Consider the following 18,841-nt stretch of genomic DNA (forward strand, 5'->3'; position numbering starts at 1 on the left):
ATGGTCGGGACAAGAGCGGAGAAAACATGGCGGTCTACATAGCTGAGCGAATTGATTGCCAGCAGCAGAAGCAAAATATCCAGCGCATAGGCGGGTGTGCGGGACTATCCTCCGTATGCGTCATTTCTCGCTCCTGATTTTGTGGTGCAGCCGACGCTCGTCGCATAAACTTGACCGCCAATTGCAATTTCCGGAGGAGGAGGAGTGGCGCAGCGCGATCAAATTCACAAGTCGGCAGGGCACTTCATCCGCGGTTGTGGAGCCAAGTGGATTAGCTGCACACCCAGCTGCGAGATGACCAGTGGGCGGCGGACGAAGAGGATGGCGTCATCGATAGCGAGGTGTCGCTGAGCTCAAAACTCGGCATTGCGTCCGCTAACCGCAAATGAAGGGCCGACGGTGAAGGTGGTAGTTTTCAGTCAGTCAGCCTTTGGTCGAGGAAAGGCGACCGTAGACGTAGCGCGAAGAAACACTGTCGGCGGCAATCGCCCAACCCGGTCATCAACTTGGGGACGGTGCCGTTAGTAAGCAGCAGTTCCGCTGACGATGTCAGTTGATAAGGAGCAGAATGATGCCTCATGTCCGCCTCGCAAAACACGATGATCTGTCCGAAGTTGAGGGCATCGTAAGTCGTGCATATTCGCCTTATGTCGAGCGCATAGGTCAAAACCCGGGGTCGATGGCAGACGACTATTGCATCCTGATCGGATCAGGATGCGTGCATGTGGTCGAAATAGACGGCAGAGTTCAAGCTATTCTTGTCCTCATTCCTGAAGCGAGCACTTTGTTATTGGGTAATATCGCAGTTGAGCCATCTGCTCAAGGCATGGGTTTAGGCGGCAGATTGCTTAACTATGCTGAACAGGTCGCGAGAACTCTCGGCTATCGGGCTATCAGGCTCTATACGAACGAAGCAATGACGGAAAATATCGTTTTATATAATCGCATTGGATATGCTGAAACGCACCGTGCTGAGGAGCACGGCCTAAAAAGAGTTCACATGACAAAATCTCTGGCCTGACTTCCATCCGGCGACAACCGCTAAACGGCTGGTTCCCTAAACTTATTGCCGTTCCCGTGCCCAATTTTGCGAGAACTGAACCGCAGCGGTAGCAGCGGAGTGAGAGTCCGCGCTAGCACGTCCTTTAAATGGCAAGATTGGGTAGGAAATGGGCAGGGATCTTTTGGAAAATAGGTGACGACAGCAGCCCTATGCAAAAATGATAGTTAGCAACCTCTAGCGTGGCTGTAGAGCTGGTTTCAGTGTTTTCGATTGCAGGCCTGTCCATGGCTCCTTTAAGATAGTTGACGCTGCTTGGAACCGGACCACAAACGCGGTCATCATAGCTCCTCTGCGACCCTCAAACCGATTTTCCAGAACGCGGCAATATTTGATCCGTTCAGCGCAAAATACTTCGTAGCCGAAACGGCATCGCACCGTGCGTGCTGACCATGCGGCTCCTGGATCGGTACGCGAGATCGCCGCAGGCTTGCCATGCGGCGCGCCATTCCTGCACAAGCCCGGAAATTTGGGGCGCGGCAGTATCGAATCGCGCATTTTGCGCTGCCAACTTGCATCGGCCGCGCTGAACGAGGTATCGATCGCGACATCTTTGCGCGCTAGCAGCCCAGCCGCCACGCACCGTCTCACGGTTTGTTCAAATAGCAGACGGAAACATTGGCATCCCGGAACCGCCCATGGCGGTTCTTGCCAAAGGTCGAGTGTTTTGGCTCGTTCGCATCGAGCGGGAGCCGGCAAAAACCAGCGATAGGCCAGGTTGAGCCGGAATTTCTCGCACAGCCGTCGCTCCGATGTGATGCTATACAGGCGCCTGATCAGACGCCATGCGGATAAGCAGATCAGGTACGCCAGAAGGGCGGCTCTGAGCGCTGTAGTGGAATGCGAGGGCATCACGCTCCCACGATGATAAAGTCGTACATCGCCTCTCGTCGCCTCTTTGATGCCTCCAGTTCTCGACCGGGAGACTATTACGTGTACGCTTTTGGTGAGGACGGTCGCGATTTGCGAACGTCGACTGATGCACATTTCCGCACAAGCGGAATAGCAGCTTCGGTCGCTTGACCCTCCTATCTTCGAATGCCAGCCCGTTGAAAAGGCACGATCTTACAGTGTCCGTAACTAGGGAGATGTTATGAAACTGGCGTCAGCATTGTTGCTTCCCGCCGTAGTGGCAACGACCGCTCCAACCGCTCACGCACAGACCGATGCAGGTGAAGCTAGCCTATCTGAGGTCGGTGGTGGGGTGGAGGATATCGTGGTCACTGCCCGGCGCCGTTCGGAAAATATACAGAACGTGCCGCTGTCCGTGACGGGAATTTCAGCTGATACTATGTCGCGACAAAACATCACTTCTGTCGAGCGCCTTGATGGGCTTGCGCCCAGCCTCTCTATCCGTACAGCTCCTGGTCCTACGACGAGCGGTATAGTCGTGAACATCCGCGGGATTGGGGGCTCGGACGCGACCGGCATAAGCGACTATCCTATTGCCACCTATGTCGATGGCGTGCTGATCGCACGTCCCAACGCTACACTATTTGACCTAGTCGATCTTGAGCGGGTCGAAATTCTGCGAGGCCCTCAAGGCACGCTGTTCGGACGAAACACCACCGGGGGGGCGATAAATATAGCGACCAAAGCACCTGCGCACCGATTCGGTGTTGAGCAACGACTGATATATGGTACCTATAACCTGTTAAGGGCGCGTACAACGATTGACACTGGCGAGCTTGGCAACAGTGGTGTCGCGATCAAGACCGCGTATTCGCACATCAGCCAAGACGGCTACATCCCCAATACTATCAAGACCAATTCAGGAGAGGTCGGCGCCAAACGCAGCAATGCGGCCTATATCGCTGTGCATGGCGAGATTAGTCAAGCCTTCACCATCGATTTGCGCGCTGACTACATGAAGTCGCGCAATGTCCCGCTTTTACAGCAACTCGCGTACATGAGCCCCCTGCAGTTCGCCTATTTCTCCCAATCGCCTAGTTTTGGTGGCGACCCCTTGGTGATCACTACCAAGAAGCCAAAACGCACGGCGATCGCGGATCAGCCACGCGGCCGCAATGAAAATTGGGGCGGATCGGGGACGTTTAACTATGAATTCAGCCCTGCTTTTTCATTGAAGTCTATCACAGGCTATCGCAAATTCGAGGAGGAACAGCCGGTTAGCAATGGCGCACAAGGCAGGCTTCTGGGAAGACTGGCGGATGGTACGATAGGCCGAGTTTACCTATTCGATTATCCCACGTCAGCTAACGCCAAAGATCGGACTTTTACCCAGGAAGTGCAAGCTTTGGGATCTCTCGGCAATTTGGATTATGTCCTCGGCCTTTATTATTTCGACGAGCGATACTCCAGCAGGACAACCCAGAACTTTACATTCGCCATCTCCCCGACATCCGCGCTTACATTTGAGAATGTTCGCGACTATATCCAGCGTTCGAAATCCTATGCAGCCTTTGGACAAATCTCCTACAAGCCCTCGTTCGCACCGGAACTGGAACTGACCGGAGGCCTGCGATATACTCACGACAAGAAATCCATACGACAGGCTAACTTTTCAAATGGCGCCGCACTCACCCCAGGGGTTGACGAGGATAGCTGGTCGGATTTCAGTTGGTCAGCTTCAGCGAACTACCGTCTCTCACCGCAATTCATGTTGTATACCCGGGCTGCGACAGCCTACAGGGCTGGTGGCTTTGATGCGGGAGGCGCGGGGAACCCCAACGGCTTCGATCCTGAAAAGGTCAAGTCCTATGAAGCGGGCTTTAAGGCAGACCTGATTGACCGAACGCTGCGCATCAATGGTTCGGCATACTTTATGAACTATAACGATCTTCAGGTTAGCCAGTTCGTAGCGGGGACCAGCGGCGGGCGGACGCAGACCGTGAATGCGGGTAAGGCGAGCTTCAGCGGCTTCGAACTAGAGGTGACGGCTGCGCCAACAGATGACTTTGCCGTCAACTGGAATGTCGGGTACGTTCACTCAAACTACAAGCAGTACAAATATCTCGACCCTGCCACCAACCTGATCATCGACGTGGCGGACGAAGTGCATAACCCACATGTACCGGATTGGACGGGCAATGTGGGCGCAGATTGGGTGGCGGCTAAATGGAACGACACGCGTCTGCGCGTGAACGTCAATTATGCGTATCAGGCGGGAAGCTGGAATTTCCCACTGACCCGGGCGAGCCCCTATAACCCGCTTATTCGTCAGAACGCGCAAGAAAACCTTTCGGCACGCATCACCCTGGAAGACATTCCGGTTGGAAGCCGCGCGCGGCTTACAGTTCAGGCTTACGGCGAGAACTTGCTGGATCAGGATCAGCGGATAAATTCCGCTGACTTCGGATCGCTGGGATTTGCGACCCTAACTTGGGCAGAAGGCCGCCGCTTCGGCATAATGGCGACGGCCCGTTATTGATCGCCACCCGCCCGAACCTTGGTGCCAGTAGGAGGCAGAACCTCTCTCCCGCTAACATTTGGCCTCGCGGAGTGTACGGCTAAAGAGGGCTTTTCGCGTTTCCCCGAACTGTCACTACGTTCTCGTCAGAATATAGTGGGGAAGCCTCCACAAGAGATTTGGCCGTGCTCGCTGCTTCGGTTGTCTCGCTGTTTGCCGCAGCGACGCTCACGCGTATGCGGATCCCCACTCGAACTACCGCTGCACAAAAAAGCGCGAAAAGGTCATATGGCACTCTGCGGAGGCGAGCAATCTCACCCTGAGCGGTAGAGGTGAAGACGGCAATGGGCGCTAGCGCCATGCAGTAGGTGTGCGCAATGCCAATCCCTTAGCCGCCCGTTTCGAAGTAGATTTCCGTTGCATAGCAGCCGGATCTTCAGCGGCTTTAGCGACCGGGAGACGGACAAGCCGGGGCGAGAAGGTCTGGGGTATGATAGTGCCGACGAACGGGGAAGGGCGGCTGCGGCTCGCGTCCGATTCATGCCCGAAACGCGGATGCCCATTTCCCATTGTTCTAAGCGCATCTGGCGCCTCTCTATATTTCGGTGATCGCAGATCATGCAGTGCCTGACCGATTGGCTCTTTGGTTCGGGTCCCACTTGCCGACCATGCCCTTCGTAGCGATGCTCAATGTCCGAGCCCGGTCCTGAGCATGCGCACGTGCTGTGTTTACGTCTTCCTGGCGCGCTTTCGCCATGGCCGCGCGTGCCTGGCCAAGCGGAAGGTGTCGGCAATAGACCGGTGTGCCCGGTTGCTGTCGCCACGATTCGCCAAGCGTGCCAGCGTCGAGCCCGTCGAAGCCGAGCGCTTCAGCCAACGCGATCGCCTTCGCCTTGGCTGCGCTATCGTCTCCTGCGATGGGCAGGCAGATGCGATCTGGCGCGCCGAGCGGGCGACCGCCCTCGACGATGCGATTGGCATGGATGGTGTTGAACATCTTGAGCACCGGCCGCCCAATCTCGCGCGACACCCAAAGGCTGTCGGGCAGGCCGCCGTCGATGTCGGCGATATGGCCGTCACGATCCCCAAGATAATAATTGCCCGCATCAAGGATGACGGTTTCCGGAGGAGTGCTGGCGAACAGTCCTCCCGGCAACTGCGCGATTGCGAATTGGGGGATTGCGATCAGCACGAAGTCGGACGCATTCGCAGCCGCCGACAGCGTCGCTGGTTCGATGCTGAGCGAGCAGGCCTGGTCTTCCAGCGTTTCGGGGCCACGCGAGTTAGCCATCATCACGTGATGGCCGATGTCGGTCAGCCGCCTCGCTACCGCGCTGCCTATATTGCCTGACCCAATGATGCCTACTCGCCACATTGGTTACGTCCTTCCTCTGTGATTTGGTCGTTACTTACCGAAAAGACGTGCGGGGATCGCCTGATGCCTTGAGGTACCGGGTAGCGCTGGATAGACCGCGCCTACCACCATTTCAATATGATCGAGCCCATCGAGCAAAGTCACCACGGCGATCTGCGCTTCCGACCGGGCCAGCGCTGCGCCGGGGCACACGGGCAATCCGGTTCCGAAGGCTAGAGTTTTTCGCGGCTCAATGCGCCCCAAGCGAGCTAAGCGCTTTTCAACTCGTCGCGCGAGGAATGGCCGAGTTAAATTAGGATCGTGACACCTTCCACTGGTCTTAAGTGAAGGGGGTTCGGAAGCCGCGAACCCCGTCAGGGGTGTCCGTGGATGCTGCTTGCTGAAACGTGCGAATGACCGGTTTCGGCATAGATGACGTTCCTGCAGCTACATCGGGACAGCGTAAGTTGGTCGGCACAAGCCTCATAGCCGCTCGCTCGCCTTACATCGGCAAGCGTTCTTAAGGCGGCCATTCTGGCCACTGGAGAACGATCATGGAGATCCCTGAAACAGAACCTACCGCCACCAAACGCCAAGTCTGGAATGCGGGAAGGACCGTTGGCGCAAAGCGCGTCCTGAAGCCGAAGCAAATCTGGGAGATCCGATTTTACCTCAATCAACGTCGCCGTTTGCGGGATCGAGCGCTGTTTGATCTGGCAATCGACAGCAAGCTCCGGGGCTGCGATTTGGTGCAGATGAAGATCGGCGACCTGGTCAGTGGTGGGCAAATCCGCACGCGCGCAATCGTGATGCAGCAGAAAACAGGTCGGCCCGTTCAATTCGAGCTGCTCCCGGATGCTCGAGCTAGTCTGCTGGCCTGGCTGGAACGGCGAGGCGAAACGGTCGACGATTACGTCTTTCCTAGCCGGGTCGATCACAATGGCCATCTCAGCACCCGGCAGTATGCTCGCCTTGTTGACGAATGGGTAACTGGGGCCGGCTTGATGCGAAGTGAATATGGCACCTATTCGCTTCGCCGGACGAAGGCGTCGATCATTTATAGGGCGACCGGCAACCTTCGTGCCGTCCAGATCCTTCTCGGTCATAGCAAGATCGAGAACACGGTGCGCTATCTCGGGATCGACGTTGAAGACGCGCTTGCCCTCGCCGAGAATACCGAGATTTGAATTTATCGGCTCCATGGCGCTTGGGACAAAGCGGTCGTTCCGCAAACGGACCTGCAACGTCCGCTTTCAGAACCCGTCTCTGCACACTTTGTTCGGAGTTGCTCGTCCCTGCGCGGCGAAAAAAATAGCGTGTTGCAGACGACTTATCCGTCCTGAGTGGCAAGTCGCTGCGACCAATCGGCTACCACCTGCTGCAATCAGCCCGTTAGCCAGCGCAGTGATGCCGATGCAACCATCGCTACAGTCACGGTCGCAATCATCGGCAAGCGGGTCGCCGCGACGACGGTGATCGCGAGCGCAATCACGTCCGCTGGCTTCGGCGCGACGAACGCCGGTGCGATCACCGCCAGCAGCACGCACGCGGGCGCGGCGTCGAGGACGGCGCGCGTGCGGGCGCTGAGCGTGCGGTTACTGAGCGCGGCATAGCCGATGACCCGCGTCGCATAGGTCGCGAGCGCCATGAGCAGGATCGTGACGAGGTGCAGGTTGTTGATGGTCATTGCGCGTCTGCCCAGAACCAGGCCGCGGCCAGCCCAGCGACTGCCCCGGCCGGAACATACCATGCGCCGGGGATCGTCAGATGGATGATCGCGGCGGTTAAGAGGCTGACGAGCCACGGCCGAGCGGCCCGTGCCGTCGTCCACATGCCGCGCACCAGCACGAGGAAAATGGCCGGGAACACCAGCTCGAACCCCCAGCGCCCGAGATCACCGACCGTCGGGCCTATCAGCGCGCCGACAGTCGCGAACACGAACCAGGTGAACCAGAACAGCGCGCCCAATGTCGCGTAGAAGGTCAGGCTGAAGGACGGCTCGATCCCTGCCGCTGCGCGCCGGCGGGCGTCGGCAAGGCCGAGCGCCCAGCTTTCATCGACCATGAAGAACAGCACCGGATAGACGATACGCTTCGGCAGGTGGTGGATATAGGGGGCGAGCGCCGCTCCCATTAGCAGATGCCGGCTGTTGACGAGGAACGTCATACCTACGATCAGCGCCACCGGCAGAGGCGACGTCCACAGGCCGACCGCAGCGAACTCCGACCCGCCGGCATAGTTGAGCGCGGTCATCAGCGTGACCTCGATCGTGCTCAAGCCCTTCTGCGCAGCTTGCGCTCCCAGTACCAAGGCCATCGGGATGAGCGCGATCAACACCGGCCATGCGATCTTGAACGCCCGCCGGGCTTCGCTTCCGTGAGTGATCGCGCCGTCGTCGGCAGGGAGAGATGTCGTCGTCATGGTCGTTCTCGTCATCGTGTGTCGGCTTTCGTCTTCGCGAGGCCGCGAAGCAGCGCCAGCAGTTCGCTCGGGCGTTCGATCGGGATCATGTGTCCGCAATGCTCGATGACCCGGAGAGTCGAGCCGGCGATGCCGGCGTGCAGCTCCGGGGCTTCATCGATCAAGCGCAGCTCGTCCTGGGCGGCCGACACGACCAGCGTCGGACAGCGTATCTCGCCCAGGCGATCGGTATCACCGTTCCGCGCCAGCCCCGACTGGCGGCGGAACGCCTCACCGCCGAGCCGCCGGCTCATCGCGACGAGGCGATCCAGTATCGCTTCGTCGCGATGATCGGGGTGGAGCGAACGCATCACCGCCGAGTGGCCGAGCTGGCGGAAGCGCGCGGGGTCGGCCACGGCGCGGGCAGGCGAAGCGCGCGAGGATGTCGCCACCAGCGCGAGGGCTGCAACCTTCCCCTGTGCGCGATAGGCGATCTCGCGCGCGACATAGCCGCCCATCGAGAAGCCGACGACAAGCGCGGGTCCGTACATCGCGGCAAGCGCGCGATCCGCCATGCCGGCGATCGTATCGTCCTGCGCGGTATCAACGTCGATCACGCGACCCATTTGTTCCAGGGTCGGCCGCATGTCGCGCCACAGGTCGCGGTCCAGCATGAATCCGGGGATCAGCACGATCTCCATCACTGCTCCTTGATAACAGGTGCCCACGGCCAGAGCCGGGCGGGATGATTGAGGGTCAGGTAGACGCCGCCGCTCGCCGCTATGCTGGCGAGCGTCGCAAGCCCGTAGCTCCACGGCAGCGGCCAGCGCGCCACGCCCCGGCTGTCACGGCGAAGAAGGCGGCGAACGAAAGAGAGCCGAGGACCACGCCGCGCATCATCGCGCCCGCTGCCTTGCCTCCGTCGCGCAGGTGGCAGAACATGGCGAGGATCAGCACGAACACTGGGAACGGCATCAGCAGCCCGCTGAGCTGCGGCCCGATATGCCCGGTCGCAGTGGTCAGCGCCAACACGAAGGTCGCGGACACCGCCATGCGCAGCGGCAAGTCCCACCAAGGTGCGATCCGCAGCGGGCGGCGTCGGCGACCCGCGGCATCGCGCGGGCGAGCAGTGCGAGCGCGACCAGCAGCAGCGGTGCAGCCAGCCAAAGCTTCCAGCGGACCTGACTCCACAGCAGGGTCGCGACCAGGAACGTCGCCGCTGCACAACCAGCGCTCGCCCAGGCGTTCCAGCGCCGGGCGGCGCGCGCATAGGCGAAACAGAAGGCGCAGGTAGAGACCTGCCCGACAAGGCTCGCGACTGCGGCCTGCGCGGCATAACCGCCGCCACGCTCGATCGAGGTGAACACCGAGATCGGGCCGGTGACGAGCGGCACGCCCATCGCCAGCCCGCCGACCGCCGGACCGTAGCGGCGCACCAGCCACGTCAGCCCCCAGATCAGCGCCGGCGTCGTCAGCAGCTTGAAGACGAGGACTACGCTCACCGGCCGCTCACCGTCGGCAGCAGCCGCGCGCTGACAACGCCGACGACGTCGGCCAGCACGCCTATCGCACCGCCCGCGAAGAAGCCGTGTTGCTGCGCCACGGCTTCGCCGAACGGTAGTTCCAGCGTCCAGCGGCCTACCTCGATGCTGACCAAGCGTCCGCCCATGCCGAGCAGCACGCCTTGGCGCGCGAAGCTCGCGACGATTGCCGCCTGGCGCTCAGCGATCAGCGCATCGGGCGCGCCGCTCACGAGCGGGCTCCCAAGCGGTATTCCTCGGCTCCGCCAGGGAAGCTGCCCGCGCGCACGTCTGCGGCGTAACCCGCAACGGCATCGCAGATCGCCCCGCGCAGATCGGCGTAATGCCGCACGAACTTCGGCGCCCATTCGAACAGACCCAGCATGTCCTCGGTAACAAGGATTTGTCCGTCGCACGCCGAGGACGCGCCGATCCCGATCGTCGGGCAGCCGACCGCGGCGGTCACTTCGGTCGCCAAATCGGGTGTCACGCCCTCGACCACCATCGCTATGGCACCGGCAGCGTCGGTCGCGCGCGCTTCGGCCAGCACCCGCTCGCGCTCAGCCTCGCTCCGTCCGCGGGCCTTGAACCCGCCGTCGAGGTTCACCGCCTGGGGGCGCAGCCCGACGTGGCCGATGACCGGTATGCCCCGGCCGGTGAGAAACGCGATGCTCTCGGCGACGCCTTCGGCTGCCTCTACCTTCACGGCCTGCGCGCCGGTCTCCATCAAGATCCGGCTCGCGGTATCGAAGGCCTGCTCTGGCGAGCGTTCGTAGCTGCCGAACGGCAGATCGATCGCGACCAGCGCCTTCGTGCTGCCGCGCATCACCGCCTGCCCGTGCAGGATCATCATCTCGATAGTGACGCCCACTGTCGTCGGCAAGCCGTGCACCACCATGCCCAGGCTGTCGCCGACCAACAGCACGTCGCAAAGGGGATCGAGAAACTGCGCCATCGGCGCGGTGTAGGCCGTCAGGCACACCAGCTTCTCGCCACCCTTGCGGGCGCGTAGCGCCGGCACGGTGACGCGCTTCAAGATCGTTTGTTTCGACACCATCGAACTCCGCTGTGGCCGGGTCAAGCTATTGCCCTGACCGATCATTTCGGCGCTCCCTATAGCTGGAAAATGGGAGAAGGTGGTTGCGATTATGCCATTAAAAGTCGCATATCTTGGAATCGAAACGGGCTTTTGTCGAAAGGTATGCTAGCCGATGCCAATTAAGCTGGATGCGATCGATCAGCGCATATTGCGTGCCCTGCAGGTCGATGGTCGCCGCGCCAACAACGAGTTGGCGCGCGAAGTCGGCCTGTCGCCATCGCCCTGTTTACGCCACGTCCGCCTGCTCGAGGAAGCCGGCGTGATCGAGCGCTATGCCGCCGTGGTCGATCCGGCCAAGGTCGGCATGAGCATGACCGTCTTCGCGCGAGTCTGGTTGACAGGTCAGGACGAAGAACAGGTGCAGCATTTCATCGAGGAGGTTCTGAAGCTCAGCCAAATCATCGAATGTCACCTCATGGCCGGTGATTGCGACTTCCTCCTGCGTATCGTCGCCGAAGACTTGGAGGGCGTCCGCCGCTTCCAGAGCGAGCATCTGGCGCGCATCAAAGGGGTGCGGAGCATCAAGACCGACATACCCATGTTGCGAGTGAAGGCCGCGAACGAAGTTCCACTCGCGCCGGACGCGAAGGTCTCACGGTTGCCGGCGTAAAAATTCGACTGATAGGTCTGCTTTCGGCAAAATCGGTCGGGCGCTCATGCGCAGCGGAAAGGCGTAGTCTGGTCGGTACAGGCCCCGAAGCAATTCGCGCGCGTCCTCGCCGGCAAACGTTCTGCATATGGCCAATGTGGCCATAGGAGAACGACCATGGAGATGCCTGAAACCGAACTCACCGCCACCAAGCGTCCGGTCTGGAATGCCGGAAGGACCGTGGGTGCAAAGCGTGCTCTGAAACCAAAGCAGATATGGGAGATTCGTTTCTACCTCAATCAGCGCCGCCGCCTGCGAGATCGGGCGCTTTTCGATCTAGCAATCGATAGCAAGCTTCGGGGGTGCGACCTGGTGCAGATGAAGATCGGCGACATTGTCAGCGGGGGTCAGATCCGAACGCGGGCAATCGTGATGCAGCAGAAGGCGGGACGGCCCGTTCAGTTCGAACTGCTGCCGGATGCTCGGGCGAGCCTGCTGGCTTGGCTGGATCGGCGCGGCGGCACGGTGGACGATTATGTCTTTCCCAGCAGGGTTGATCATAATGGGCATCTCAGCACCCGCCAGTACGCGCGGCTTGTCGACGAATGGGTAACAGGTGTCGGCCTCATGCGAAGCGAGTATGGCACGCACTCGCTTCGCCGAACGAAGGCGTCGATAATCTACAGGGCTACTGGCAACCTTCGCGCCGTTCAGATCCTGCTCGGCCATAGCAAGATCGAGAATACGGTCCGCTATCTCGGAATCGACGTGGAGGATGCTCTTGCCCTCGCCGAAAATACGGAGATCTAAACCCGATGGCGCCCGTTTCCGGTGGAGAGCCGGACACGGGCGCTTGGGACGAAGCCGACGTTCGCACGCGACATGCCGAACGGCGGCTTTTGTCAGAAGCCGACATTGAGCGGTTGCCTAGCCGGCATTGGAGAAAGGCAGAAAGGGGGTCGTTTGCTGACTGACGGTTCTTGGCAACCAACGGGTTACAACGGCCATTATGAGCGGTGCTCAGCTTGCTCGAATAGGATCTCGTCTCGAAATCGACCTTGATACTGGGCAAAGCTTCACGTGGTCCCGGTTGCTCAAGAGGATCGTGCGTCCGAACTGTCTGCATGCAGACTAGCGAAGCTTCCCCACGACGCGAAGCGCATGAGAAGCCGTCGCGACCCATCCTGGCCCACGCTGAAACTCCGTGCTCTTCGAGGTGGCTCACCTAAATCAGCACCGCCGGAAACGCCTGCCAGAGGACGGCAATCGCTGAAATGCCGATCATGAGCAACGCCATGGTCCGGCTCCACCCGTCGATATCGTCCATGTGCGGCGCGGCGAGCGCGCGCCGGAAAAGCCAGGCGTCCGCCGCAAGGCAGCCGACCGAGACGACGACCGTGAAAACGCGTGCGAGCGGCGTGGTCAAGAAGATGCTGGCGATCGCATAGAGCGCGAAGAAATGCGCCGCCCAGACGATCATCCCGCCCAGCAGGAAGGTCCAGCGCCCCATCGTCAGGCCCACGGAAACAGGCGGATGAGCACCGCCGTTACTGCCCCTTGCGCGGCGGCATAGCCGACGAACAGCACGCACAGGTCGAGGCTGTTGTTGCTGGGCCGGACGATCAGTCCGCGAGCATTGCGCGCCGATATATAGCCCGCCATCAGCACCGCCACCGCCGCGAGCATCGCCACCAGCGCGAGCAGCGCGAACACCGTCGCCCCTTGGCCGCTCGCATCCGGGCGGATTGGGGAGTCGAGCCAACTCCACAGGTCGATCCCGATCCCAGCCACAAGCGCCGCGGCGGAGAGCGCGTACAGTACGCCCGGCGTCCACAGCCTCGTCGCCTCACGCGCCAGCATGTGCCGCGACAGCATCGCCAGCCCGGCCGCCCCGGCATAGGCCGGCAGGATCGCGCTTAGCCACCCAACGCCCGTCGGCGGCGCCCAGAATTGCGGATGCACGCCGTAAAGATAGAGAAGCCCGAACACCGCCATCAGGAAGATCATGAAGATGACGACGAGCAGCACCACCATCGCCCACCATCCATGGCTGCCCGGCCCGGTGACATAGGTCGGCAGCATGATCCCCGCGCCGACATCGACCTTGTCTTGGGGGACACGGCGGTCGGTATCCCACAGCCAGCGCAGCATGCAGACGACCATCAGCACGCCGCACGCGAAAGAAGGGAGATAGGCCTGGACCGTGAGCAGCATGAAGAAGCCGGCGGTAAAAACAGCGGCCAGGAATGGCCATAGCGAAGGGCCGGGCATAATCTGGAGATATTGCGGCTCGGCGCGGATCGGGCTGGTTGCCAGGCTCTCCCGCAGTCCGGTGGGCGCGTTGGGGAGGAAATAGCGCCCGGCCTCAACGTCCTGGGCAAGCCCCGGCTGGTCCCATAGCGGCTCCCGGCTCTTGGTCACCGGGATGCTGCGCGCCGAATATAGGCCGGTCGGCAACCATTCGAGCGAGCCGCCCTCATAGACGTTCCCTGCGGCCCCTTCGGCTGCAAAGCGGAAATTGCGCGCGAGGTCGATGACGAACAGCAGCACCCCGGCGCCGATCAGGAATGCCCCGAACGTCGAGATCATGTTGAGGATTTCCCAGTCGCGCCCGGGCAAATAGGTATAGACGCGTCTGGGCATGCCCATCAGCCCGGTCAGGTGCATCGGCCAGAAGGTTACCTGCATCCCGACGAACATCAGCCAGAACGCCCATTTGCCGATGCGCTCGGATAGCGCGCGGCGGCTCATCATCGGCGTCCAGTAATAGAAGGCGGCGAACAGCGGGAACACCATCCCGCCGATCAGCACGTAATGGAGGTGAGCGACGATGAAATAGCTGTCGTGTGCCTGCCAGTCGAACGGGACCATGGCGACCATTACCCCGGTCAGCCCGCCGATTACGAACGTGACCATCCCACCCAGCAGGAACAAGGTGGGCGCGTTAAACCGCGGCTTGCCCACCGCGAAGGTCGCGATCCACGAAAACACCTGGATCCCCGCGGGCACGCTCACCGCCATGCTGGCCGCAGAGAAAAAGCCGATCGACAGCGCGGGCATGCCCGTGGTGAACATATGGTGCGACCATACGCCGAAGCTGATGAATCCGGTTGCCAGGAAGGCGAGCACGATCAGGTCGTGGCCGACCAGCCGGGTGCGCGCCATCGCCGCGATCATCATCGAAACCAGCCCCGATGCCGGCAGAAAGATGATATAGACCTCGGGGTGGCCGAAGAACCAGAATAGATGCTGCCACAACAAGGCGTCGCCGCCGCGGGTTGGATCGAAGAACGGCCAGTTGAACGCACGCTCCAACTCCAGCAGCAGGGTAGCGAGGATCACCGCCGGAAAGCCGATGATGATCATCACCGCGAACACCAGCATCGCCCAGGCGTAGATCGGCATTTTCGCGAGTGTCATACCCGGCGCGCGCGTCCGCAGAACACCGACGATGATCTCGATCGCCCCCGCGATAGCCGATATCTCGATGAAGCCAATTCCAAGCAGCCAGAAGTCGGCGTTTATGCCAGGGGAATAGGCCGTGCTGGTCAGCGGCGGATACATGAACCAGCCGCTGTTCGGGGCAAGCCCGACGAATAGCGAGGCGAAGAAACACAGCCCGCCGACAAAATAGGCCCAGAAGGCATAGGCCGAAAGGCGCGGGAACGGCAGGTCGCGCGCCGCGAGCATCTGGGGGAGCAACAAGACGCCCAGCGCCTCCATCATCGGGACGGCGAACAGGAACATCATCACCGAGCCGTGCATGGTGAAGAACTGGTTGTAGGTTTCCTGCGGCAATATGCCCTGCAGCGGCAGCGCGAGTTGCACCCGCATCACCAGTGCAAGGATGCCGGCGAGCAGGAAGAACAGAAAGGCAGTCCCGACGTAGAACACGCCGACATAATTGTTGTTGACCGCGGTCAGCAGCCCCCACCCCCTAGGTGCGCGCCAGATCCGCTCAAGTTCCTCCAGTTCGCCGGTGGGCCGCTCCTCCTGCGTGGGAAAGCGATCGTAGAGCGCGGGGTCGAACCCGGTCTCGGACTTCACCGCTGCTGGCCCAGATAATCGGCGAGCTGCTGCAGCTCTTGGGCAGAGAGCATCTTATAGGCGGGCATCCGGTTGCCCGGCTTGATCGACTGGCTGTCGCCGATCCAGCCCATCAGCGTGCCCTGGTTGTTGGGCAGGATGCCCGCGCCCAGCGTGCGTCGCGCGGCGACATGGCTTAGGTCAGGTCCAGCCGCGCCATTGGCTTGGGTGCCAGCGATACGGTGACATGCCGCGCAGCCCTTTTCGCGGAACAGCGCGGCGCCGCCCTCCGCTGCCTGCTGTGGTCGCGGCGCACGGCGCTGCGCCATCAGTCGGTCGAACGCTGCGGGCTCGTGCGCCACCACGACAAAACCCATCAGCGCGTGCGCACCGCCGCAGAATTCGGCGCATTGTCCGCCGAACACCCCGGGACGGTCGGCCTGTATCGGCATGATGTTGCGGCGTCCGGGCACCATGTCGAGCTTGCCCGAAAGCTGCGGCACCCAAAAGCTGTGGATCACGTCGCTCGATTCGAGTTCGAGCACTACCGGGCGGCCCACCGGAATGTGCAGCTCGTTGGCGTCGAGCATGTAGGGTTGCCCGTCAGGATCGAGATAGGCGACGCGCCACCACCACATCTCGCCAGTCACGCGGACCCGCATGGCCTCCTCTGGCACCGGCGTGGTCAGATTTCGCGTAAGGGTCAGGCCGTAAATCAGCAGCATGGTGAGCACCACGACGGGGAATGCAACGCCGCCGATCCAGATCGCCCGCGTGCCGCCGAGGCGCTTCTTCAGCCGATCGTTGCCGAACAGCGCCGCCCAAAAGGCAAATATGACCAGCGCGAGCACGGCTGTGCTCATCGCGATCAGGATCCAGCTCAGCGTCGTCACCGATCCGGCATAGGGACCGGCGGGATCGAATATTGATGCCGGCCAACCGGCTTGGGCGTCAGCGCGTGCCATAGAGATAGGCTGCGACATCGCGCGCCTCTTCCTCGCTCAGGGGCATCGCCGGCATGGTGGTGCCCGGCAGCACAGCCGGTGCATTGCGGATGAAGGCGGCGAGCAGGTCTGGCCGGTTGGGAACGCGCCCGGCGATCAGCCCCTGGTCGGCGAAGCCTTCGAGCGAGGGCCCGACCGCGCCCTTCGGCCAGCGCGCCCCCGGAATGCGATGGCATGCGGCGCAGCCTGCGCGTTCGATCGCCTCCTTGCCGCGCTCTGCGCTGGCCTGTGGCATATGATACTCCTCGTCAGGCGGCGCCTTGCAGGACGCAATCAGCAGGAGGGGTAACAAAGCGCGGGCATTCGGCACGTTTCCCCTTTCGTGCAACTAAGCGTTACACGTCCGGAACCACCGCGGGCGGCGGAGGTTCCGGAGCATGATGCATTGGCTCGACCGTCTTTCTGTCGTCTGGCTGGCAGCGATCCCGCTGGCCGGTTGCGGTCCGATCGACCGCGCGGCGGCGGATCGCCTGGCCGCCACCGGCGAGCTGGTTGCGCTGAGCGGCGGCGACGCTGGTGCGACCAATGCCTGTATCGCCTGCCACGGGATCGACGGGCGGGGCAACGGCGCGGGCGCGCCGCGGCTCGCAGGCCTTGATCGCGGCTATCAGGAGGCGCAGCTTCAGGCCTATGCCGATGGGCGCCGCGAGCATCCCGAGATGCAGTGGATCGCCAAGCACCTCCGTCCGGCGCAGCGCCAGGCGGTTTCGGCGCATTATGCGTCGCTTCCCTTCGCGGCTGAAGCGCGGACGATGCCTGCGGAGAGCCCGGCAGCCCGTCTTTACCAGGGGGGCGATCCGGCACGTGGGCTTGCGTCCTGCGCATCCTGTCACGGCGTTCGCGGCGAGGGGCTGGGTCCAGCCAACCCGCCGCTGGCTGGCCAGCCGGCGGCGTATATTGCCGAGCAGCTCGATCGCTGGCGGCATAGCGCCCGGCGCAACGATCCACAGAACGTGATGCTGCGGATCAGCCAGCAGCTTTCTCGTCCGGAATCCGCGGCTCTCGCGGACTATGCTGCGGCGCTGCCTGGGGATCCTCGGCGTCCGGCACCTCTGGAAGCATCCCGCGAAGCACGTCGTGGCGATCCCAGAAATGATGCTTCAGCGACGCCCCCACGTGGAGCGGAATGACGATCAACACCGTGACCACCAGCCACAGGTGGACGGTTTCAGCGGCCTGCATGACCTGCCAGCGCTGATCGAGGGACAATTGGTCGAACGGCAGCTGCGGCCAGGGGATTATCCCGGCGAGATAGAGGGCTCCGGGTTCGGCGGTCGATGACCACATCGCCCAGCCCGTGAGCGGCAGCCCGAAGAAGGCTATGTAGAAGACATAGTGGACCGCATAGGCGAACTGGCTCTGCCAGCCTGGTTCATCCGCGTCGTTCACCGGTCCGGGGATCAGCAGCCGCCAGCCCAGGCGCCCAAGCGCCAACAGCAGGATCGGCAGTCCGACCGCGCTGTGCACCTGGTAGGCGTAGAGCTTGTCCCCGCCCACCGGGATCCAGCTGGTATAATAGCCCCAGCCCAGCTGGAACAGCACCAGAAAAGCCATCACCCAATGGAATGCCACGCCCACCGGCGAATAGCGGCCGCGCTCGGTATGCTTGCGCGCCCACAGGCGAAGCGCGCGGATCACGCCGCGACCCGCTCGCGCGCGAACCAGCGGGACAGCAACAGGAGCGCCGCGCCAAGATAGACTGCCGCGCCCGGCGCCCACATGATCAGTCCGGCCAGTTGTTGATCTTCGAGCGCGGTCAGTCCCCACGCCGTGGTGCTCAGCAAATGCGGCGCATAAAGGGGAGCAGGCGCGAACGTGATCAGCGCCCCGAGCAGTCCCATCTGCACCATCGTACCGAGCAGCGCGGCGATCGCGCCGGGGAGTGGCGCGATACGGATCGCGTTCCAAAGCGCGAATGCGCTTCCGAGCAGGCTGAGTTGCATCAACCAATAGCCGGCGTCGCTCGACAGCGCCCAGCCATAGACCGGCGGCGCATGCCAGCCCCAAAACACCACGGCGTGCAGCCCCACCCACAGCGCAACGCCGCCGCGGATCCGCGCCGGACAGGCTGCGACGAGCAGCGGCGCCACCAACGCGGTGAGCAGGATATGATGCGTAACTCGCGCCGCAAACAGCGCCGAGGTAATCGCGCAGAAGGGCGAGATGAACAGCAGCGCGAGCAGCGCCATGGCGGCGGCAAACCATCGGCGCCGGGCGGAGTCTGCTCCGCCCCAGCGCAGGAATGCCGCGATGCCCAGCGTCAGCGCGAATAGCAGCACCGGATCAAGGTTCCAGCGCGACCATAATTCTCCCGGCACTGGCGCTGTGCCGCAATAGGGTAGCCAGATCACTTCGCCCATCGCCCTGTGCCCCGCAGAAATGCTGAATTATTTCGGAACCGACCGGAAGCGAGTCGGTT

19 protein-coding genes and 1 pseudogene are annotated in these 18,841 nt (G+C 61.9%); 6 read left to right on the plus strand and 14 right to left on the minus strand.

Translation table 11 applies throughout. The features are described from left to right. Window positions 1-568: 568 nt before the first annotated feature. Together FHS54_RS14385 and FHS54_RS14390 are read left to right on the plus strand one after the other, a co-directional pair. On the plus strand, window positions 569-1,021 hold the full coding sequence (locus tag FHS54_RS14385) for a GNAT family N-acetyltransferase (protein ID WP_167304832.1): 453 nt from the start codon (window positions 569-571) through the stop codon (window positions 1,019-1,021). Between the two features lie 1,132 nt (window positions 1,022-2,153). Next, window positions 2,154-4,451 carry a TonB-dependent receptor gene (locus tag FHS54_RS14390; protein WP_167304834.1) on the plus strand — a complete coding sequence of 766 codons (2,298 nt, stop codon included), beginning with the start codon at window positions 2,154-2,156 and terminating at the stop codon, window positions 4,449-4,451. A 595-nt stretch (window positions 4,452-5,046) separates the two neighbouring features. On the opposite strand, the gene FHS54_RS14395 is transcribed toward FHS54_RS14390, so the two are convergent. Then, window positions 5,047-5,805, minus strand: a complete 759-nt coding sequence (locus tag FHS54_RS14395) for an NADPH-dependent F420 reductase (RefSeq protein ID WP_167304836.1) — start codon at window positions 5,803-5,805, stop codon at window positions 5,047-5,049. A gap of 533 nt (window positions 5,806-6,338) precedes the next feature. Between FHS54_RS14395 and FHS54_RS14400 the strand changes: the two genes are divergently transcribed. Then, window positions 6,339-6,971 carry a tyrosine-type recombinase/integrase gene (locus FHS54_RS14400; RefSeq protein WP_167304838.1) on the plus strand — a complete coding sequence of 211 codons (633 nt, stop codon included), beginning with the start codon at window positions 6,339-6,341 and terminating at the stop codon, window positions 6,969-6,971. A 197-nt stretch (window positions 6,972-7,168) separates the two neighbouring features. On the opposite strand, the gene FHS54_RS14405 is transcribed toward FHS54_RS14400, so the two are convergent. The 7 genes from FHS54_RS14405 to panB all read right to left on the minus strand — a co-directional run bounded on the left by FHS54_RS14405 (window position 7,169) and on the right by panB (window position 10,761). After that, a complete protein-coding gene (locus tag FHS54_RS14405; protein WP_167304839.1) occupies window positions 7,169-7,471 on the minus strand; it encodes an AzlD family protein in 303 nt (100 codons plus the stop codon). Next, window positions 7,468-8,220 (minus strand): AzlC family ABC transporter permease, encoded by a 753-nt coding sequence (locus tag FHS54_RS14410; protein WP_167304841.1) that lies wholly within the window; start codon window positions 8,218-8,220, stop codon window positions 7,468-7,470. Before FHS54_RS14410 ends, FHS54_RS14405 begins: the two co-directional genes overlap by 4 nt. After that, window positions 8,217-8,885, minus strand: coding sequence for an alpha/beta fold hydrolase (locus FHS54_RS14415; RefSeq protein WP_167304842.1), 669 nt, complete (start codon window positions 8,883-8,885; stop codon window positions 8,217-8,219). The genes FHS54_RS14410 and FHS54_RS14415 overlap by 4 nt, the downstream gene beginning before the upstream one ends. Before the next feature lie 79 nt (window positions 8,886-8,964). After that, window positions 8,965-9,237 (minus strand): hypothetical protein, encoded by a 273-nt coding sequence (locus tag FHS54_RS14420; RefSeq protein ID WP_167304844.1) that lies wholly within the window; start codon window positions 9,235-9,237, stop codon window positions 8,965-8,967. Beyond that, entirely contained in the window at window positions 9,204-9,686 is a 483-nt protein-coding gene (locus FHS54_RS14425) for a hypothetical protein (RefSeq protein ID WP_167304846.1), read from the minus strand. Before FHS54_RS14425 ends, FHS54_RS14420 begins: the two co-directional genes overlap by 34 nt. Further along, the gene (locus FHS54_RS14430; RefSeq protein WP_167304848.1) at window positions 9,683-9,937 is read right to left on the minus strand and encodes a hypothetical protein; all 255 of its coding nucleotides are present in this window, start codon (window positions 9,935-9,937) and stop codon (window positions 9,683-9,685) included. The genes FHS54_RS14425 and FHS54_RS14430 overlap by 4 nt, the downstream gene beginning before the upstream one ends. Then, complete coding sequence (gene panB / locus FHS54_RS14435; protein ID WP_167305167.1) at window positions 9,934-10,761, minus strand: 3-methyl-2-oxobutanoate hydroxymethyltransferase; 828 nt, start codon at window positions 10,759-10,761, stop codon at window positions 9,934-9,936. Before panB ends, FHS54_RS14430 begins: the two co-directional genes overlap by 4 nt. A 154-nt stretch (window positions 10,762-10,915) precedes the next feature. Here panB and FHS54_RS14440 point away from each other — a divergent pair, with 154 nt between their 5' ends. Beyond that, complete coding sequence (locus FHS54_RS14440) at window positions 10,916-11,413, plus strand: Lrp/AsnC family transcriptional regulator (RefSeq protein WP_243855779.1); 498 nt, start codon at window positions 10,916-10,918, stop codon at window positions 11,411-11,413. A gap of 156 nt (window positions 11,414-11,569) precedes the next feature. Then, window positions 11,570-12,202 carry a tyrosine-type recombinase/integrase gene (locus FHS54_RS14445; RefSeq protein WP_167304849.1) on the plus strand — a complete coding sequence of 211 codons (633 nt, stop codon included), beginning with the start codon at window positions 11,570-11,572 and terminating at the stop codon, window positions 12,200-12,202. 415 nt (window positions 12,203-12,617) lie between these two features. Here the strand turns inward: FHS54_RS14445 and FHS54_RS14450 are convergent, their stop codons facing one another. From FHS54_RS14450 to FHS54_RS14465, 4 genes are read right to left on the minus strand one after another with little or no spacing between them, the layout of a single operon-like run. Beyond that, entirely contained in the window at window positions 12,618-12,902 is a 285-nt protein-coding gene (locus FHS54_RS14450; protein WP_167304851.1) for a hypothetical protein, read from the minus strand. Between the two features lie 2 nt (window positions 12,903-12,904). Beyond that, a complete protein-coding gene (locus FHS54_RS14455; protein ID WP_167304853.1) occupies window positions 12,905-15,439 on the minus strand; it encodes a cbb3-type cytochrome c oxidase subunit I in 2,535 nt (844 codons plus the stop codon). After that, entirely contained in the window at window positions 15,436-16,383 is a 948-nt protein-coding gene (gene coxB, locus FHS54_RS14460) for a cytochrome c oxidase subunit II (RefSeq protein ID WP_167304854.1), read from the minus strand. Before coxB ends, FHS54_RS14455 begins: the two co-directional genes overlap by 4 nt. Next, window positions 16,370-16,657 carry a c-type cytochrome gene (locus tag FHS54_RS14465; RefSeq protein ID WP_167304856.1) on the minus strand — a complete coding sequence of 96 codons (288 nt, stop codon included), beginning with the start codon at window positions 16,655-16,657 and terminating at the stop codon, window positions 16,370-16,372. The genes coxB and FHS54_RS14465 overlap by 14 nt, the downstream gene beginning before the upstream one ends. 145 nt (window positions 16,658-16,802) lie before the next feature. Here FHS54_RS14465 and FHS54_RS16675 point away from each other — a divergent pair. Beyond that, window positions 16,803-17,345, plus strand: a pseudogene (locus tag FHS54_RS16675) (c-type cytochrome); the annotation flags it as partial. Between the two features lie 43 nt (window positions 17,346-17,388). Here the strand turns inward: FHS54_RS16675 and FHS54_RS14475 are convergent. Both FHS54_RS14475 and FHS54_RS14480 read right to left on the minus strand, forming a co-directional pair. Continuing rightward, the gene (locus tag FHS54_RS14475; RefSeq protein ID WP_341785978.1) at window positions 17,389-18,060 is read right to left on the minus strand and encodes a cytochrome b; all 672 of its coding nucleotides are present in this window, start codon (window positions 18,058-18,060) and stop codon (window positions 17,389-17,391) included. Further along, the gene (locus FHS54_RS14480; protein ID WP_167304860.1) at window positions 18,057-18,782 is read right to left on the minus strand and encodes a cytochrome c oxidase assembly protein; all 726 of its coding nucleotides are present in this window, start codon (window positions 18,780-18,782) and stop codon (window positions 18,057-18,059) included. The genes FHS54_RS14475 and FHS54_RS14480 overlap by 4 nt, the downstream gene beginning before the upstream one ends. Window positions 18,783-18,841 lie beyond the last annotated feature (59 nt).

The organism is Sphingobium vermicomposti (assembly GCF_011762025.1).
GTDB lineage: Bacteria > Pseudomonadota > Alphaproteobacteria > Sphingomonadales > Sphingomonadaceae > Sphingobium > Sphingobium vermicomposti.

Excerpts from the sequence above, each read along its gene's own strand:
- FHS54_RS14385 (WP_167304832.1), top strand. The coding sequence starts at position 569 with ATGATGCCTCATGTCCGCCTCGCAAAACACGATGATCTGTCCGAAGTT.
- FHS54_RS14410 (WP_167304841.1), bottom strand. The coding sequence starts at position 8,220 with ATGACGAGAACGACCATGACGACGACATCTCTCCCTGCCGACGACGGC.
- FHS54_RS14415 (WP_167304842.1), bottom strand. The coding sequence starts at position 8,885 with ATGGAGATCGTGCTGATCCCCGGATTCATGCTGGACCGCGACCTGTGG.
- FHS54_RS14390 (WP_167304834.1), top strand. The coding sequence starts at position 2,154 with ATGAAACTGGCGTCAGCATTGTTGCTTCCCGCCGTAGTGGCAACGACC.
- coxB (WP_167304854.1), bottom strand. The coding sequence starts at position 16,383 with ATGGCACGCGCTGACGCCCAAGCCGGTTGGCCGGCATCAATATTCGAT.
- FHS54_RS14395 (WP_167304836.1), bottom strand. The coding sequence starts at position 5,805 with ATGTGGCGAGTAGGCATCATTGGGTCAGGCAATATAGGCAGCGCGGTA.
- FHS54_RS14445 (WP_167304849.1), top strand. The coding sequence starts at position 11,570 with ATGGAGATGCCTGAAACCGAACTCACCGCCACCAAGCGTCCGGTCTGG.
- FHS54_RS14405 (WP_167304839.1), bottom strand. The coding sequence starts at position 7,471 with ATGACCATCAACAACCTGCACCTCGTCACGATCCTGCTCATGGCGCTC.
- FHS54_RS14400 (WP_167304838.1), top strand. The coding sequence starts at position 6,339 with ATGGAGATCCCTGAAACAGAACCTACCGCCACCAAACGCCAAGTCTGG.
- FHS54_RS14420 (WP_167304844.1), bottom strand. The coding sequence starts at position 9,237 with ATGGCGGTGTCCGCGACCTTCGTGTTGGCGCTGACCACTGCGACCGGG.
- FHS54_RS14450 (WP_167304851.1), bottom strand. The coding sequence starts at position 12,902 with ATGGGGCGCTGGACCTTCCTGCTGGGCGGGATGATCGTCTGGGCGGCG.
- panB (WP_167305167.1), bottom strand. The coding sequence starts at position 10,761 with ATGGTGTCGAAACAAACGATCTTGAAGCGCGTCACCGTGCCGGCGCTA.
- FHS54_RS14480 (WP_167304860.1), bottom strand. The coding sequence starts at position 18,782 with ATGGGCGAAGTGATCTGGCTACCCTATTGCGGCACAGCGCCAGTGCCG.
- FHS54_RS14440 (WP_243855779.1), top strand. The coding sequence starts at position 10,916 with ATGCCAATTAAGCTGGATGCGATCGATCAGCGCATATTGCGTGCCCTG.
- FHS54_RS14465 (WP_167304856.1), bottom strand. The coding sequence starts at position 16,657 with ATGCCACAGGCCAGCGCAGAGCGCGGCAAGGAGGCGATCGAACGCGCA.